Raw genomic sequence first — 17,653 nt, 5'->3', positions numbered from 1 at the left:
AAATCAAATTTTAGTAGTGGTATTTTTTTATCTATGCGTTTAGCTCCCGAATGATGTCCCACAATACGATACCCCCTGTAATAGAGACATTTAACGAATGCTTGGTACCAAACTGCGGAATCTCCCAAACCGTATCCAATAAAGGCAATAAGTCTTCTGAAAGTCCATGTACTTCATTGCCAAAAAACACAGCAACTGGTTGCTGCATTGGACTGCGTTGATGCAAAAACTGTGACTGACTGGTCTGCTCGATGCCCACACATAAATAGCCTTTCGATTTTAAATCTATCGCACAATCTACGGTATTATCCCATGACTCCCATTTTACAGATTCGTGGGCTCCTATCGCAGTCTTGAAAATTTCTTTATGAGGGGGATGAGGTGTGAATCCACACAAACACAACTTCTCTATTAGAAATGCATCAGCTGTGCGAAAAAAACTACCTACGTTTACACCAGAACGTATATTGTCCAATACTACCACTACGGGATATTTGGGCGTAGATTGAAATTCATCTACACCTATTCTATTTAATTCGTCGAGTTTAAGCTTCCTCATTGACAGATTGAACGATTTCTTTTTTATTATTTTTTCTATTTTCTATAGCAGCGCGTACAAAAGATGTAAACAAAGGATGAGGATTTTCAACCGTACTCTTCAATTCCGGGTGAAACTGGACACCGACAAACCAAGGATGATCTTTGAGTTCAATTATTTCAACCAAATCTCTCTCCTTGTGGATACCCACTGGCATAAACTGCTTGCTAATAAAATCGGCCTTAAATTTATTGTTAAATTCAAATCGATGCCGATGTCGTTCGTAAATAACATTGGTACCATAAGCTCTTCCGACAATGCTATCCGGCTCAATTTCACACTTCCATGCTCCCAAACGCATCGTCCCCCCCTTATTTTTTACCTTTTTCTGATCTTCCATCAAATGGATGATGTCGTTCGGAGTTTTGGAATCCATTTCAGCAGAATGGGCATCAGCTATCTTCAACACATTTCTAGCAAACTCCACAGCTGCACATTGCATTCCTAGACAAATACCAAATAAAGGTATCTTATTCTCTCTCGCATACTTAATGGCCACCAGTTTACCCTCTATTCCTCTTTCTCCAAAACCTGGCGCAACCAATATTCCATTGAGTGATTCGAGTTGCTTAAGACTACCCTCTTCTTCTAAATCTTCAGAATGTATATTAATTACATTGACTATGGTCTCGTTTTCTGCTCCTGCATGAACGAATGATTCATATATGGATTTATAGGCATCTTGCAATTCAATATATTTCCCCACTACTCCTATCTTGACTTCGTGCAATGGATTTTTTAACTTTCCTAGGAAATTTTTCCACGCCGTCAAATCGGGTTCATTTCTTTTATCTAATCCCAACTTCCGCAGTACAGTAGTATCGAGATTCTCCTTCAACATCAACAAAGGTACATCGTATATTGTACTCGCATCTCTGGATTCAATCACGGAATTGATATCGACATTGCAAAATAGCGACAATTTTTTTCTTATATCTTCAGTGATGGGATGCTCAGATCGGCAAACCAATATCTCTGGTTGAATACCATAGGTCAACAACTCCTTTACGGAATGCTGTGTGGGTTTGGTCTTCAATTCCTTAGCCGCACTTAAATAAGGAATCAAGGTAAGATGTATTACAATACCGTTTTGTTTGCCTAAATCGTTCCGCAATTGTCTAACCGCTTCAATATAGGGCAGTGATTCAATATCCCCTACCGTTCCACCAATTTCTGATATAATTATATCGTATCCCTCTACTTCCAACCCCCTGATATACCGCTTGATCTCATCTGTGATATGAGGAATAACCTGAACCGTCTTGCCCAGATATTCACCGGAACGCTCTTTGTTGATTACGTTTTGATAAATCTTTCCCGTAGTCACATTGTTGGCTTGGGAAGTGGGTATATTTAAAAATCTCTCGTAATGGCCCAAATCCAAATCGGTTTCTGCACCATCGTCAGTTACATAACATTCCCCGTGTTCGTAGGGATTCATTGTACCTGGATCGATATTGATATAGGGATCTAATTTCTGAATCGTTACTTTGAAACCTCTAGCTTGTAGAAGCTTGGCCAATGAGGCAGAAATAATGCCTTTACCTAAAGAAGAGGTTACGCCACCCGTAACAAATATATATTTGGTCATAGTATTGTGATTATTACGTTACGGAATGCAAAGTTATAGAATTTTTGAAGAAAATATAATTATCTATTCCTCAATTATTACAACCCTCATACCTACATCGCTTTTTAAGCTATGAATTAGTACTTTATAGAAAAATAAAAAATATATGAATTACATGAAGGTGGATATTCGAATAATATCCACTGGAAAAAATATTCTTATTCCCATTGAAAAATTAGAAAAAATTCTGCCATAATTGCAAATCAGGTGGATCTGATTTAATTTGTACACGAACCAATTTAATGGGATGAATAAAACTCAATTCGTAACAATGCAGTGCTATTGACCGATCAGGCATTTTGTATTCTGCTCCATACTTAATATCACCCAGTATCGGTGTGCCCATAGCAGACATTTGCACCCTAATTTGATGAGAACGACCAGTGTGAGGAGTAATTCTCACAAATGACCGATTGTTAATTACCTTCTCAACCTTGTACTCCAATACACATTTCTTGGCCGTTTTTATTTTCTTTTTGGCAATATAACTGATGTTTTTTGCCCGATTCTTCACAATAAAATCCTCTAAACGCCCCTCAAGTTCTTCAGGGATACCTTCCAAAATGGCATAATACGTCTTATCTACTTGATTCTTTTGAAACAAATCATTGACTCTGGTTAGAGCTTTGGAAGTCTTACTAAACAGTAATGAGCCACTGACTGGTCGATCCAATCGATGATTGGGAGCTAAAAAAACATTACCAGGTTTATTATCCTTAACCTTGATATAATCTTTCATCATCTCTACTATAGGTAGGTCACCTGTGTCATCTCCCTGCACCAAATAACCCGCAGGCTTATTGATAGCAATCAAATGATTGTCTTCATATAAAATTTCTGCTGTATTCACTATCTAGTTGTTATAGGTAAAAATCGGAAACCAAATTAGAATAATCCTCAGTCATTTGCCCTGTTTGGCCATCCCTCAAAATCAATTCCGATTCAACAATACGGTCTACCGGTTTAGTCCTAAAGTTGATCAGCAATCGTTCGATTTCCTTTTCAGCCGTTGGTTTAACCATGGTTATTTTGGATTCGTACAATCCGTATTGTTCGGCCAATTCAATAAAACGGTATCCTTCTAATGTAGGTAAGATCACAGTAAATCGTCCTTTAGGATTCAATAATCGTTTTACCGATCTCAATAAATCACTATGGGGCAATTTGATGGTGTGACGGACATTGTTTTTTGTTTGAGATTCGGATAAAGTCCCCCCCGTAAAAAAAGGTGGATTACTAATGATGAGATCAAATCCAAAATCTACCTCGTTGGCAAAATCCTGAATAGATTGATGAACAATATTTAAGCGATCTGCCCAAGGGCTCTGTTCAAAATTTTCCTTGGCCTCATAATAAGACCTTTCATCAATCTCCACTCCAATGATAGGATCCAATTGAGAGGCTCTTTGAGCCAGCATTACCGAAAGCAATCCAGTTCCCGCACCTATATCCAATGCAGAATTTACACCATCAATAGGAGCCCATGCCCCCAATAATATTCCATCCGTACCTACTTTCATCCCACATTGGGATTGAGAAATGGCAAATTGTTTGAATCTAAACACGTCTTTTTGCTCAATAATATTCATGGCGCTTTTGCAATATTTCATGCAAATATCTTAAATTTCAATGAAATACATTTCTTATTCTCCGTATTTCCCATCTATTTTTATTATTCACCTAATAATACTAGCCTTTTTATTGAAGGTTAAAACCAAATCAATACGGGATATCTCCACCCTTCTAAAGCATGTGAATGACGAATATTAATCATTGAAATTTTTAGTAAAAAAAATATTTATCTTAATCCACTTCATACCTTCCTACCAAAATCAAGGGTAAATTCACTTTTTGCTTCCTCAATACCATAGAATAAATCCTCCTCTCTTCGCTCTGGAATTTTATCGATCTATTTTAAAAAAAGATTAAGACCGGTTATTCACATAAGATGAAGGACATTATCTTCTCAAAGTAAAACCACAGTTTATTTGAAATTTCACATATTTATTTATTTTTGCAAGAATAAAACACATATACAATGTCAAAATCAAATTCAGATATTCAATTTAGCAAAGGTCAATCAACTTTATTCTTTCTAGTGTCTTTGGTGATCACCTTGCTTCTTTTAGTATTTGCTACTTCGTGGTTTTGGGTTCCACTCCCTTTTGTAATTACTTTTGCAGTAGTTGCCCTCGACAAAATCTAAGAGTATAATATACAGATTCCTAGACCATTGGAATGCTTGCCCAATTTACAATGGTTAAATACCTAAATTTGGACCCCGTATATTAGTAGCCTTTATATTGGCCAGATCTATATTTGATTTAATTCCTGTGTTGGTATTATTAACTCCTTATTTATGATAGAACTCAGGAGAAATAAATCTAGAATTATAATGGATTTAGGCTAACTCTGTCATTGTCGAAACCTAGACTTCACATTTTTCGACAATGAGATTCACAGCCATAAAAAAAGCGGATCCCCAAAAAATAATAATTGTGAATCCGCTAATATTATTCTATTATCAGTTATTGATCTTTATATCCCAATATACGCAACATATCCTGGGCCGTTTGTTCGTCTCTAAATACGTAATCTACATAATTACCAGTACTATCCCTGTCGATGACTATAGTTTTGGGCGATGGGATTAAACAGTGTTTTATCCCCCCATACCCACTGATGGCATCTTGATAGGCTCCTGTGTGAAAAAATCCTACATAGAGGGGCTCTTCAGCATCGTTGGACGTAGCGGGAAGAAAGACCTGTTGGTTGAGATCTTCAGAGTTATAGTAATCAGAATGGTCACAACTAATTCCTCCGATATTTACATTGCGGTATTCTTCGTTCCATTTATTAATGGGCAGTAAAATAAATTTCTCCAACAATCCCCATGCATCTGGAATAGTATTCATTAAACTATTATCTATCATATACCAGCGCTCTGCATCATTTTGTTTTTTCTCTTCCAATACCGTAAATATGGTAGCTCCACTTTCCCCTACGGTATATTTTCCAAATTCTGTAAATATATTGGGTTCCTCGATACCTTCACTATTACATGCCACCTTGATATTTCGCACGATTTCATTCGTCATATACTTGTAGTCGTATTCAAAACCCAAATTATTCCGAATTGGGAAACCACCACCAATATTTATATTATTCAAGGTATCACATTGCTTTTTCAAATCGGTATACAATCGAATGGCCCTCTTGAATTCACCCCAATAGTAAATATTATCCTTGATTCCAGTGTCAACGAAAAAATGCAACATGGTCAATTCAATATTCTCCATATTGGCAATCTCCTTGGAATAAAAATCTATAATTTTAGAAGATCGAATACCTAAACGCGAAGTGTAATAGGCTGATTGTGGCTCTTCATTTATAGCCATACGTACACCTATTTTCATCTTTTTGGTCAACATCTTATTCAATCGATGCAATTCCTTCATTGAATCCAATACCACAATGGAATTCTTAAAACCGTCGTTTTGAAGTTGAATGATTTTACTTAAATACTCATCAGTCTTATATCCATTGTGAACAATAATAATGTTGTTCTTGATCTCACCTGCAGTATAGAGCTTATAGATAATATCGACATCAAATGCAGAACTAGTTTCTAAATGGATGCCAAAATCTAAGGCCTTCTTGATCACATGTTCAAAATGACAACATTTGGTACAATAACAAAAATAATATTTCCCCTTATATCCATTCTCTCGAATACTGCGATTGAATAAATTTTTGGCCTTCTTGATCTGTTCTCCTATACGCGGTAAATAGGTCAACTTAAAAGGAGTGCCATATTTTTTTATCAAATGCATAATTGACACGCCATGAAAACTCAATTCCCCTTCGTGTAAATCAAACCCCTCTTGAGGGAAATAATAAGTCTGATCAATGAGATCAAAATAGGTACTTTTCATTCATTTAATTAACAGATGTTTACGATTAATATTTCAAGTGCGAAAATAGATAAATGATACGGAGTCCAACAAATAAATTTTCAAAAAACTAAAACTTTTAATCTGCGGATTTTCTATTCAAAAATATATTCTGGAAAATAAATCGACAATACACAAACAACCTTGACTATACTCTATTATTTACCAATGATTTATATCCAAAAAAGTTCGATTCCTCAAAAATATTTCTTTTACAAAATTGACTTGAGCTGTTACTTCTTACTCAATCACAGATATTATTCTAAAAAATTATCGAAATAATAACCAAATAGCAAAATAATCAAACTACAAACTATAGATTTCTCAATTATACATTTAAATTTAACATTTAATACCAAAAGCAAAATTTAAAATCAAATGATTGCATTATTAACGAACCTAAAAACATGGGCTCTGATTCTTCTGTTTAGTCAGATCACATGGGGGCAAAATAAAACCGTAGTCAGTATTGTTGACGACGCCTTCTATATCAATGGAAAAATAACCTATTCTGACAGATATTGGCAAGGAAACAAAATAGAAGGATTGCTGCTCAATTCTCGAATGGTTCAAGGTATCTTCGACGATCTCAACCCCGAGACCAAAGACAATTTCATATATCCAGATACTAAAAAATGGAGTGCAAAACGAAATAATAAAGAATTCGTCTCTCAAATGAAAAATTGGAGAGACCATGGATTATTGGCTTTTACCCTTAATTTACAAGGAGGGAGTCCATTGGGCTATGGAAATAAAGGATGGATCAATTCTACATTTACCCCTACAGGTGATATAAGAAAACCCTATCTAAAACGATTGAATAAAATCCTAAAAGAAGCCGACAAATTGGGCATGGTCGTCATATTGGGATATTTCTACTTTGGTCAAGATGAATGGTTAAAGGATGAAGCTGCCGTCATCAATGCCGTGGATAATATGAGCCATTACTTACTTCGAAAAAAATACAAAAACGTAATTGTAGAAGTAAACAACGAATGTAATATTAAGTACGATCACGATATTCTCAAACCAGAGCGCGTTCACGAATTAATAAAACGAATTAAAGACATTGAAATAGATGGACACCGATTGCTGGTCAGTACCAGCTATGGAGGGGGCACATTGCCCAAAACCAACGTGGTCAGCCATTCGGATTTCATATTATTACATGGCAACGGAATCAAAGATCCTGACAAAATCACTCAATTGGTCAATAATACCAGAAAAGTTGAAGGCTACCATAATCAACCCATTGTATTCAATGAAGACGATCATTTTGATTTTGATAAAAAGAACAACAATTTCGTAAACGCTGTCAAGTCATATGCCTCATGGGGCTACTTTGATTATAGAATGAAAGGTGAGGGATTCGACGATGGTTTTCAAAGTGTACCTGTCAATTGGGGCATCAGCTCACCTCGTAAAAAAGACTTCTTTATGAAATTAAAAGAAATCACTGGCTATTAAATAAAAAACACCCCCTTAAGTGGACTTAAGTGGGTATTCTGAATAAATGCAATATGATGTTTTCTTTATTTAATAAGGTATAGCTTTTTGTTGATAAAAGATGATTCAAAATTAATTCTCACAGTATAAAAACCATTTCCTCCTAAATCCGTGTTGGACAAACTGAATTCTGTGATGACTTGATTTACATTATTCTCATATACTCTTCGTCCAGACAAATCAAACACTTCCACACTCTTGACATAAGATCGATTTCCTTGAAAATCTATCTTGGTTATATCACTAAAAGGATTGGGATAAAAATCTCCTACATTTGGCTGAATTTCAGCATCCGTTTGCTGTGGATAAACAATACTTATATCGTCCTTTAAATCTTCATCGGCAAACACTTCAGATTCCAAACCATGGCCCAACACGAGTTGAGTCACATCAATATCACTGGGATCTTGGCTATCGAATACTAAGTAGAAATGTGGAATTTCTACTGCATCGTCACTTTCACTTTGCTCTATCCAAACCAAATCCAATTCCTCACCAGAAACCTGGTAGTCGTTTTCACTCAATTTCAATCTCCCCGACTCTATTGCCAAAACTGCATTCGCATTTTGATTAATTAAAGACAATTGCAAAGCACTTACCTCTGTAGCTCGATCTACAAAAACGGGCACTTTCACAAAGCCTCCATCGAGAATAGGTCTTTCCAATCTAATATCTTGATTGCGATTACTAGATCTACTATTACTTCTCAATTTGGCACTGCTGTTTACATCTCCCTTCTTCACCCCGACGAAGTGCAGCATAGATTTGTATTCCGCAGTAGGATCAATTACAGATATTTGCTTCATTTCACTATTAAAAAACATCCAATTATTACCCGGTAGTTTCTGAATTCTATCCAACAGCAAACTCTGCAAATACAATACATCAAAAACAGATAGATTGCCGTCTTCATTTACATCTGCAGCTATGGCTTCATAAGGTGAACTTGGTTGGATCTGACCTTTAACCATACGGTTGATCATCAACACATCCAAGATTGAAATACCATTGCCATGGGAATCCTCTTTTTCAGGTTTTACCATATATGATTGGACAACATTGGGGAATATTCCCAAATCGTATTGTCCATCATCGCTGGTAATATTGTCCTTGATTTCGGTATCATTGACCATCAATTTGACCATAACATTCTTTATGGCTTCACCATTGGACGACCTCACCGTCCCTGCTATTTTTTCTACTGCATTGGGGCAGAAATTATATGGGTCTGCTACATTGAGGGTGAACTCTTTTTTCACTCCTACACCACCTTCATCAACTACCCATAGCTCTACGACATTATTCCCGATTTGATTACAGGTATATGGCAGTGATTCACTCCCTGATTCCGGAGGTAAAGATTGGCCATCCATACCTACTTTCCCTTGACCTTTGTATTGTAATCGAACATCATAACTAGCTAGATTACAAGGTAGAGAAATGGAATAATCAAGATCATCGATACTTAGATTGCCTTGACTAGCAATTATATTTCGATTTACTACTGCCGGTATGGTAATGGATACTGCTGAACAGAAACTTACCCCAAACTCATATTCCTTTATTAATATGTTGTTACAGTGATCTTCCACTTCCAAAACTACACTATATTTACCAACTTCTAACTCAGTATTGGGTATATCCAAACTAATACCACTGGCAACTACCGATTTACTACTCCCTGACCATTTATAAAGCCTCCAATTAATATTTAATTCATCAATCGGAGTACAGTCATCTGAAACACTAAAAGTTTTTGAGAAAATAGTTGAGCAACCCGTATTGATACAGATATCTTCAATATCAGAACTCAATACTTTTGGCCCTTCGACATTCTTAATATAAATGTATTGATCATATTTGGGAAGATAGTATGGATCATCTGCACACCAATCCCCTACCGTCCATGATCTCAAAATTTTATGGCATAAGCCCGGCACTTTATCTTGTGGATACAATTCCACATCTTTATGTGAAATCCCTATGGTTCTCCACAATTTGTCATATACCAATATAGGCGAATCCAATGCGACCTCTACCTTATCACAAGAATAAATAGTAGTATCAGAAGAAGGCCAAATAAAATCTTCAGATCTCAATTCACAATCGGCCTCTATGTATATTTTCTGAACCAAAGTTAATATTGGATCGTGTTTATCCGCATCCATACAAGGATTACTAATGATGAAGGTACGCTCAATCCAGCCTTCTCCACAAGAACTTATATTTTCCTTGATCCGCTCCTCCACAACCAATTGACAATTTTGCAAAATCAAACCATCAGTGATAGAATCCGTTTTTTCTATATAGGGAGTACGGTATTCACTGCTACATTCATAGGTTTTCAAAGCTCTTCGTTGGATATCGTCCACACTAAATACATAGGCTCCGAAAACGTCGTAATTCCCTTGATCGATTTCCGCTTTATACAATTGATTGTAGGTGTAACAATTCATCGTAAGATCGGGAAGTTTAGTGACTACCTCTGGTACGCTTTTATCCTCTACTTGAATCCGCGTAACCAATTTGGAATAATTACAAAACTCATCGATGGCCATAAATTCGACCCAAATCCCACCGTCTACACATACATCTTCACAACAAATAGGAAATTGCTCCGACCAACCGTATTCTGCCAAACTAGCAATACAATCTCCCCAATTGTTTTGGTAATAATCGAAAGATTCATCGTAATACTCTCGCACTACACTCCCCTCTTCATCAAAACCACAAGCCGTCTTCCAATCCACCCTTCTAGCCATTAGGAGTTTCATACCGCAGTTGTCCTTGGTTCCCTCATCAAAATCTTCAGCATTGGCCCATATTATAGGGTCATTACCAGTAATTGTGACAATGGCCTGTAAATCCAATACTATGCTCGGAGGAGTTTTATCTTTTAAAACCAATACTATGGTATCTAATCCTGTATTCCAACACTCATCGTAAGAAGAATAGACAATCATATGTTTTCCAACCAATAACCCACTATAAAAGAGATCTGGATTTTCTTCATCCATTGAAAAACCATTTACCCTTTGATTCCCCCAATGAATCTTAATATTCGCACTGGGATTGGGAGAACAATCTTCCATCAACATAGGCAGAGGAAAATCTCCTGATGCCTGACAATTGTCTTTAACATCATTTTTATAAAAGGTAGGATATTCTTTATTGCTGTTTAGCTCTGGAATATCATCGTGCATTTCAGATACATAGGTTTCCGGGTCAAAGAATAATTCTGGTCCCGTAGTATCCACTACCGATATGATTTGAATGCATTCCTTTTCTAATTTTTGTCCATCTTCCTCAAACGAAATAATACGCCATACCCGTTCTACCTCTTTTCCGCTACCACAACCAGGAGTTTCGTAGTCTTTATAAGATACATAAACTTTACAATAAGGATCGTCTGAATATATCGACTGACCGTCAAAGGTAGGTGTCCCCGTCAAAAAAGGATCCAATAGTGTAAGCGTATCGGTGCACTCTATCATAGTATCCCTAGGACAAACAATGTCATCAAATACAATGCGCTTGAGGAAAATAGTATCACAACAATCATTGGTATTGCCTTTGGCATCGGTTACACGCCATGTACGTTTAATATAACCAGTAATCACAGTATCTCCTTCTACATTCACCCATTCGTAGTCATTGACTTCTAGCGTATAAGATTCATTACAGCCTGCTATTACCTCTGGACCGCCCAAGGAGGGATCGGTCGGATCATAGGCCCGAGGATCACTACATAATATAGTATCGTTAGAACAAATAAGATCAGGGGGGCTGCCATCGACCAATATTATGGTAGAAGAACAACTCGTCCCTGTTTCAAGATGCCTTATAGTCGCTATTATTTCCTTGTTTAAATAATTTTGCGGAACGGGATTGGGAATCGTATGATTGTCTACCGTTAAAATAAATTCAAAGTCGCCCTCACATTTTATGGTACCCGTACCGATAACTTCATTGATGTCAATATATCTTTCGCAGTCAGGACCAAAATCCAGTCCGACGAATCCTTCGCAATTGAGGTCTAATCGATTGAGATCTTTATCCACATGTATGGTTATCGTATCTTGAATAGTTACGTTCAACATAGGCATCATAGGAATGGGAATATAAGACCCAAAAAGGATTAACCTAGTATATCCACTTGCCCCTTCTGACCATTCAACATCAATAGAGGTCTGATTGAGAGGATTTCCTATTATCTGACCGCCTGCATCATTAAAATTTTCATCGATATACCAATTTATAGCTGTCCCAACAGGTAAATCGTACTTTATGAAATAATTATTGGACAATTCCGGACAGGCCTCGTCGTCACCAACGATAGCATCATCGTAAAAGACTTGACCAAATCCAGAACCTATGGCCATCATAAACATTAAGCACAGTAGCCAGAGTTTTGATTTTAGTCGTATTAATTGTAAAAGTAAATTGACATACATATCGATTGCGTTTTATTCATGCGAATAACAACAAATATTATGCCAAATCATAATATGTATTAAATTTATATACAGATTAGAATAAATAACGTAAAAATGAAATACGAATGGCTTTTATCGGCAGAAAATTCAATAAAAAAAACCATTCAAAAACCTAAAAACCAAATATTTACAACGGAATATTACCGTGCTTACGCACAGGTCTCAACACGGCTTTATCCTTGAGTTCCTTTAAACACCTAATAATTACCCTTCTAGTATCGCTGGGCTGAATCACTCCATCTATGTATCCCAATTCAGCAGCTTTGAAAGGATTGGCAAACAAATCGTTATACAATTCTTCTTTTTCTTCTGCCATTTTTTCGGCATCATCACTAGAGGCAATATCATTTCTAAAAATAATTTTTGCAGCTCCCTTAGCTCCCATTACTGCCACTTCCGCACTAGGCCATGCAAAATTGAAATCGGCTCCAATATGTTTTGAATTCATTACACAATAAGCACCTCCATAGGCTTTGCGGGTTATAATGGTTATTCTAGGTACAGTAGCTTCACTAAAAGCGTACAACAATTTAGCCCCCTCTGTAATGATTCCCTTCCATTCTTGGTCAGTTCCAGGCAAAAATCCAGGTACATCTTCCAGTACCACTAAAGGGATATTGAAAGCATCGCAAAAACGAACAAATCGTCCTCCTTTTTTGGAGGCATCAACATCTAAGACACCAGCGAGGTTGGCGGGTTGATTGGCAACTATACCTACACTCATTCCCGCGATTCTACCAAAACCCACCAATATATTTCCACCGTAATCGGCCTGTAACTCAAAAAAACTATCATGATCTAATATTGCTTCAATGACGGTGTGCATATCGTAGGGCAAATTGGGGGATTCCGGAATTATGTCATTCAAGACAGGACGAACCTCCTCGTTTAAAGTATAGGGAAGATCTTCAACCTTGCTCTCATTATTGGCTGGAAGATAGGTCAATACATGCCTGATGTCGTCTAAACAGTCTGCATCAGATTTGGCTATATGGTGAGCTATTCCTGTTTTACTCGCATGAGTTTTAGCGCCCCCTAAGTCATCGGTACTCACCTCTTCATTGGTTACTGTCTTCACTACTTCAGGTCCAGTCAGAAACATGTAGGAAGTATCTTCCACCATAAATATCATATCAGTCATAGCCGGTGAATATACAGCTCCCCCTGCACATGGCCCCATGATGGCTGAAATTTGAGGAATCACTCCCGAACATTGAACATTGCGATAAAATATATCAGCATAACCACCTAGAGAGGCCACACCTTCTTGAATTCGAGCTCCTCCACTATCGTTGAGACCGATAATGGGCTTTTTATTTTGAAGAGCCAAATCCATGACCTTGCATATTTTCTGTGCATTGGTTTCTGATAAGGTTCCACCAAAAACCGTAAAGTCTTGAGCAAATACATAGACAAATTGACCATTGACTTGTCCACTTCCCGTTACTACTCCATCTCCGGTAATCCTCTTATCTTCCATACCAAAATCCGAAATCCGATGAACGACCAATTGGTCTAATTCGTGAAAACTTCCGGGATCTAAAAAATACGATATCCTCTCTCTAGCTGTCATTTTTCCTTTCTCGTGTTGGGCTTCAATCCTCTTGATTCCTCCTCCCATTTTAGCAGCTTTGATAGCATCCTGCCATCGCTTAATTATCTTTGACATCGCGTTGAATTTTAATTTTTGTAAAAAATAAGAGAAATATTTAGAAAGCCATCTATCTCTATGGTAATTAGCTCAATTATTTTCACTTATTTTGTGCCAGCATTTAATAAAAAAATAATTGTACATACATGAAAAAGTCCTTTGATGATATGATCTCGCATAGAGTGAAAAATATGAATGAATCTGCGACTATTAAAATGGCGCAAAAGGCAAGAGACCTAAAGGCTCAAGGACATCAAGTCATTGCGTTGAGTCTTGGTGAACCTGACTTTGATACTCCAGATTTCATAAAAGAATCTGCTATTCAAGCATTGAGAGATGGAAAAACTAAATACACTCCAGTCCCAGGTATTATGGAACTGAGAGAAGCCATCGTCAATAAGTTTAAAAGAGATAATCAACTCGAATACAAACCTTCACAGATTGTAGTATCCAATGGTGCTAAGCAATCAATAGCCAATGTATGTCTTTCTCTTCTAAATGAAGGTGATGACGCTTTGGTATTTACTCCGTATTGGGTATCTTACTATGAAATCATTAAATTATGTGGAGCCAATCCTATATTGATAGATGCACCCATCGACCAAGATTTCAAGGTAACTCCAGCCCAATTGGAAGCCGCCATTACCCCCAATACAGAGATTGTAATATTCTCATCTCCTTGTAATCCTACAGGAAGTGTATACAGCAGAGAAGAATTGGAAGGACTGGCAGAAGTATTGAGAAAGTATCCCAACATCATCATTATTTCTGATGAGATCTACGAATATATCAATTTTGGAGAACCACACGTAAGTATTGGCAGTTTGGAAGGGATGATTGATCGAACCGTAACGGTTAATGGTTTTTCTAAAGGATATGCCATGACGGGATGGAGATTGGGTTACATCGGTGGACCACAATGGTTGGCCAGTGCCTGCGGAAAAATCCAAGGTCAAATCACCAGTGGAGCCAATTCATTCAGTCAGTATGCAGCAGTAGCTGCCCTTAATCAAGAATCGACTGAAAGACAAGAGATGGTCAAAAAGTTTGAGAAAAGAAAAGCTTTGGTTATTGAAAAGCTTAAGAATATACCCAATATTAAAGTTCCAAATCCAACTGGGGCTTTCTATATTTTCCCAGATGTAAGTGCTTATTTCGGAAAATCTGACGGCAGTCAAACCATTGAAAATGCAGATGACTTTGCAGAATATATTCTAATGACAGCTCACGTTGCCATAGTATCTGGTTCTGCTTTTGGAAACAATGATTGTGTAAGAATATCTTATGCAGCGGCTGAAGAAGAATTAATAGAAGCTTTGAGTAGAATTCAAACAGCCCTAGCCAAACTAAGCTAGTAAATAACATAAAAATTACTTCAAAATATCCCTTGGCCCATTGCGATCAAGGGATATTTTTTTGCCCCAAAGATTATTTAAAACAATAACCCCATCAACACCAATACCACAATAATATTATTCGCCAAATTGAATTAGAGCAAAATTATTGCAAAACGAAAGTTTGCCTTTCAATTTACAATTTGTAAAAATTAATACTTTTTTTAACAAATCTAATATTATTCACATCTTATTAATACCCAATGAAAAAGAAATTATTTACAAATAATTATAAAAATTATAAGGGTTAAATTTTGGTTATAAAAAATATATTGTAGAATTTAATTGCTTAATTAGATGAATATTAGAATAAATAATTTACAAATACTAAATAAGCGAGTAAAATGCAAATCAGGAATTGGGATGATTATCAAAATAATTACCAAAAAAGTGTAGAGGATCCAGAAAAATTCTGGGGTGAGATTGCGGACCAATTTATATGGAAAAAACCATATAAAAAAGTCTTGGATTGGGATTTCGAAACACCCAGTATTAAATGGTTTGAAGGTGGAAGTTTAAACATTACCGAAAACTGTTTGGATCGACACGTAAAAACTCATCCTAACAAAAAAGCGATTATTTGGGAACCCAACGACCCCAACGACGATGGGCTTACATGGACTTACCAAGAATTATACAATGAAGTATGTAGTTTTGCCAATGTATTAAAAAAACACGGCGTGGTCAAGGGAGATCGCGTATGTCTATATATGCCTATGGTTCCTCAGTTGGCTGTGGCCGTTTTGGCTTGTGCCAGAATAGGGGCAGTTCATTCTGTTGTTTTTGCTGGTTTCTCTGCACAATCTTTAGCCGATAGAATTGACGATGCCAAGTGCAAATTGATTGTAACTACTGACGGAGCTTTTAGAGGTCAAAAAGAGATTCCAATTAAAGGCATTGTAGATGAAGCCGTCAGCAAATGTGACTGCGTAGAAAAAATCATAGTATTTAAAAGAACGGAGCAATACGTCAGCATGACAGCTCAGCGAGATGTTTGGTGGCATGAAGAAATGGAAAATGCCAGCACCGACTGTCCTGCCGAAGAGATGGAATCAGAAGATATGTTGTTTATTCTATATACTTCGGGAAGTACAGGCAAGCCCAAAGGGGTAGTACACACCTGTGGTGGCTATATGGTGTATTCTCACTACAGCTTCACCAATGTATTCCAATATGAAGCCGACGACATTTACTGGTGTACCGCCGATATTGGTTGGATTACTGGACACTCCTATATAGTATATGGTCCATTGTTGGCTGGAGCGACCACATTGATGTTTGAAGGCATTCCGACATGGCCAGATGCAGGACGATTCTGGGCCATCTGCGACAAATACAAAGTCAATCAATTCTATACCGCTCCTACAGCGATTCGATCCTTGATGAGTAAAGGATTGGAACCAGTGGCGAGATATTCACTGAACTCATTAAAAGTAATTGGTTCAGTAGGTGAACCGATTAATGAAGAAGCATGGAGATGGTACAATACTTATATCGGTAAAAATAAATGTCCTATCGTGGACACTTGGTGGCAAACGGAAACCGGAGGTATCATGATATCCCCTATCCCCAATGTCACCGACATTAGACCTACTTATGCAACCTATCCCCTACCGGGAATTCAACCTATATTGTTGGACAAAGACGGCAACGAAATTAAGGAGAACAATGTCGAAGGCTTACTTTGCATAAAATTCCCTTGGCCGTCTATTGTAAGAACACTTTATGGAGATCACGAAAGATTAAAGCAAACCTATTTCTCCACATTCAAGGGATATTATTTCACAGGGGATGGAGCCAAGCGCGATACACAGGGTCGATACAGAATCATTGGTCGTGTAGATGACGTAATCAATGTATCTGGACATAGAATGGGTACCGCAGAAGTTGAGAATGCCATCAATGAACATCCTTGGGTGGTTGAATCAGCAGTAGTCGGTTATCCTCACGATATCAAAGGTCAGGGAATCTATGCTTACATAATCCCAGACCGTCATATTGAAAGTGAACAGGCTTTTATCGATGAAGTAAATGAGACTGTTCGCAAAGAAATAGGCCCCATCGCCAAACCCGATATTATTCAAGTGGTATCAGGCCTACCTAAAACCAGAAGTGGTAAAATTATGCGTCGGATACTGAGAAAAATTGCCAGTGGAGACATATCCACTCTAGGAGATACTTCAACCCTTCTCAATCCCGATATTGTGGAAGAGATTATAGAAAAATCACCGATGATTAAAAAATAATCAGTAAAAGGTGGCTTATCCAAGCCACCTTTTTTTATTTCATGCCCAATGAATTCAATTGGTGTATTATTAAACTCAATCAAGTCGAATTGACAATCCGCTTACGACTACAGTACAGTCTCGTCAGACACAATATAAGCATTCCTGTTAGTGCAATATATGTCAGCTCATGACGTAGT

General features: G+C 37.2%; 11 protein-coding genes. 4 read left to right on the top strand and 7 right to left on the bottom strand.

Annotated features, from left to right (window positions below; all coding sequences use genetic code 11):
- Nucleotides 1-31: 31 nt before the first annotated feature.
- From LVD51_RS01935 to LVD51_RS01920, 4 genes are all read right to left on the bottom strand, one after another.
- A complete protein-coding gene (locus tag LVD51_RS01935; RefSeq protein ID WP_236969490.1) occupies nt 32-559 on the bottom strand; it encodes an RNA methyltransferase in 528 nt (175 codons plus the stop codon).
- Nucleotides 546-2,189, bottom strand: a complete 1,644-nt coding sequence (locus LVD51_RS01930; protein WP_236969489.1) for a CTP synthase — start codon at nt 2,187-2,189, stop codon at nt 546-548. Before LVD51_RS01930 ends, LVD51_RS01935 begins: the two co-directional genes overlap by 14 nt.
- Before the next feature lie 214 nt (nt 2,190-2,403).
- Nucleotides 2,404-3,078, bottom strand: a complete 675-nt coding sequence (locus LVD51_RS01925) for an RluA family pseudouridine synthase (protein ID WP_236969488.1) — start codon at nt 3,076-3,078, stop codon at nt 2,404-2,406.
- A 10-nt stretch (nt 3,079-3,088) separates the two neighbouring features.
- Nucleotides 3,089-3,838, bottom strand: coding sequence for a tRNA1(Val) (adenine(37)-N6)-methyltransferase (locus tag LVD51_RS01920; protein WP_236969487.1), 750 nt, complete (start codon nt 3,836-3,838; stop codon nt 3,089-3,091).
- A 428-nt stretch (nt 3,839-4,266) separates the two neighbouring features.
- Here LVD51_RS01920 and LVD51_RS01915 point away from each other — a divergent pair, with 428 nt between their 5' ends.
- Complete coding sequence (locus LVD51_RS01915) at nt 4,267-4,434, top strand: hypothetical protein (protein WP_236969486.1); 168 nt, start codon at nt 4,267-4,269, stop codon at nt 4,432-4,434.
- Nucleotides 4,435-4,756: 322 nt separating this feature from the next.
- Here the strand turns inward: LVD51_RS01915 and LVD51_RS01910 are convergent, their stop codons facing one another.
- Nucleotides 4,757-6,163, bottom strand: coding sequence for a type III PLP-dependent enzyme domain-containing protein (locus tag LVD51_RS01910; RefSeq protein WP_236969485.1), 1,407 nt, complete (start codon nt 6,161-6,163; stop codon nt 4,757-4,759).
- Nucleotides 6,164-6,559: 396 nt separating this feature from the next.
- On the opposite strand from LVD51_RS01910, the gene LVD51_RS01905 reads away from it, so the two are divergent.
- A complete protein-coding gene (locus tag LVD51_RS01905) occupies nt 6,560-7,648 on the top strand; it encodes a hypothetical protein (protein WP_236969484.1) in 1,089 nt (362 codons plus the stop codon).
- A 65-nt stretch (nt 7,649-7,713) separates the two neighbouring features.
- Here LVD51_RS01905 and LVD51_RS01900 read toward each other — a convergent pair whose 3' ends face one another.
- Together LVD51_RS01900 and LVD51_RS01895 are read right to left on the bottom strand one after the other, a co-directional pair.
- Complete coding sequence (locus LVD51_RS01900) at nt 7,714-12,141, bottom strand: T9SS type A sorting domain-containing protein (protein WP_236969483.1); 4,428 nt, start codon at nt 12,139-12,141, stop codon at nt 7,714-7,716.
- A 169-nt stretch (nt 12,142-12,310) separates the two neighbouring features.
- Nucleotides 12,311-13,852, bottom strand: coding sequence for an acyl-CoA carboxylase subunit beta (locus LVD51_RS01895; RefSeq protein ID WP_236969482.1), 1,542 nt, complete (start codon nt 13,850-13,852; stop codon nt 12,311-12,313).
- 128 nt (nt 13,853-13,980) lie between these two features.
- On the opposite strand from LVD51_RS01895, the gene LVD51_RS01890 reads away from it, so the two are divergent.
- Nucleotides 13,981-15,189 (top strand): pyridoxal phosphate-dependent aminotransferase, encoded by a 1,209-nt coding sequence (locus tag LVD51_RS01890; protein ID WP_236969481.1) that lies wholly within the window; start codon nt 13,981-13,983, stop codon nt 15,187-15,189.
- 383 nt (nt 15,190-15,572) lie between these two features.
- Nucleotides 15,573-17,474, top strand: coding sequence for an acetate--CoA ligase (gene acs / locus LVD51_RS01885; RefSeq protein WP_236969480.1), 1,902 nt, complete (start codon nt 15,573-15,575; stop codon nt 17,472-17,474).
- Nucleotides 17,475-17,653: the final 179 nt, after the last annotated feature.

Origin of the sequence: Membranihabitans marinus, from assembly GCF_021729155.1 — a bacterium.
GTDB classification, from domain to species: Bacteria; Bacteroidota; Bacteroidia; order Chitinophagales; family Saprospiraceae; genus Membranihabitans; species Membranihabitans marinus.
Note: the sequence above shows the minus strand (reverse complement) of the source record. Positions and strands in the feature narration are given on the sequence as shown.

What these genes read in the sequence shown, in the direction of transcription:
- LVD51_RS01935 (WP_236969490.1), bottom strand. Translation starts at nt 559, where the DNA reads ATGAGGAAGCTTAAACTCGACGAATTAAATAGAATAGGTGTAGATGAA.
- LVD51_RS01930 (WP_236969489.1), bottom strand. Translation starts at nt 2,189, where the DNA reads ATGACCAAATATATATTTGTTACGGGTGGCGTAACCTCTTCTTTAGGT.
- LVD51_RS01920 (WP_236969487.1), bottom strand. Translation starts at nt 3,838, where the DNA reads ATGAAATATTGCAAAAGCGCCATGAATATTATTGAGCAAAAAGACGTG.
- LVD51_RS01915 (WP_236969486.1), top strand. Translation starts at nt 4,267, where the DNA reads ATGTCAAAATCAAATTCAGATATTCAATTTAGCAAAGGTCAATCAACT.
- LVD51_RS01910 (WP_236969485.1), bottom strand. Translation starts at nt 6,163, where the DNA reads ATGAAAAGTACCTATTTTGATCTCATTGATCAGACTTATTATTTCCCT.
- LVD51_RS01905 (WP_236969484.1), top strand. Translation starts at nt 6,560, where the DNA reads ATGATTGCATTATTAACGAACCTAAAAACATGGGCTCTGATTCTTCTG.
- LVD51_RS01900 (WP_236969483.1), bottom strand. Translation starts at nt 12,141, where the DNA reads ATGTATGTCAATTTACTTTTACAATTAATACGACTAAAATCAAAACTC.
- LVD51_RS01895 (WP_236969482.1), bottom strand. Translation starts at nt 13,852, where the DNA reads ATGTCAAAGATAATTAAGCGATGGCAGGATGCTATCAAAGCTGCTAAA.
- LVD51_RS01890 (WP_236969481.1), top strand. Translation starts at nt 13,981, where the DNA reads ATGAAAAAGTCCTTTGATGATATGATCTCGCATAGAGTGAAAAATATG.
- acs (WP_236969480.1), top strand. Translation starts at nt 15,573, where the DNA reads ATGCAAATCAGGAATTGGGATGATTATCAAAATAATTACCAAAAAAGT.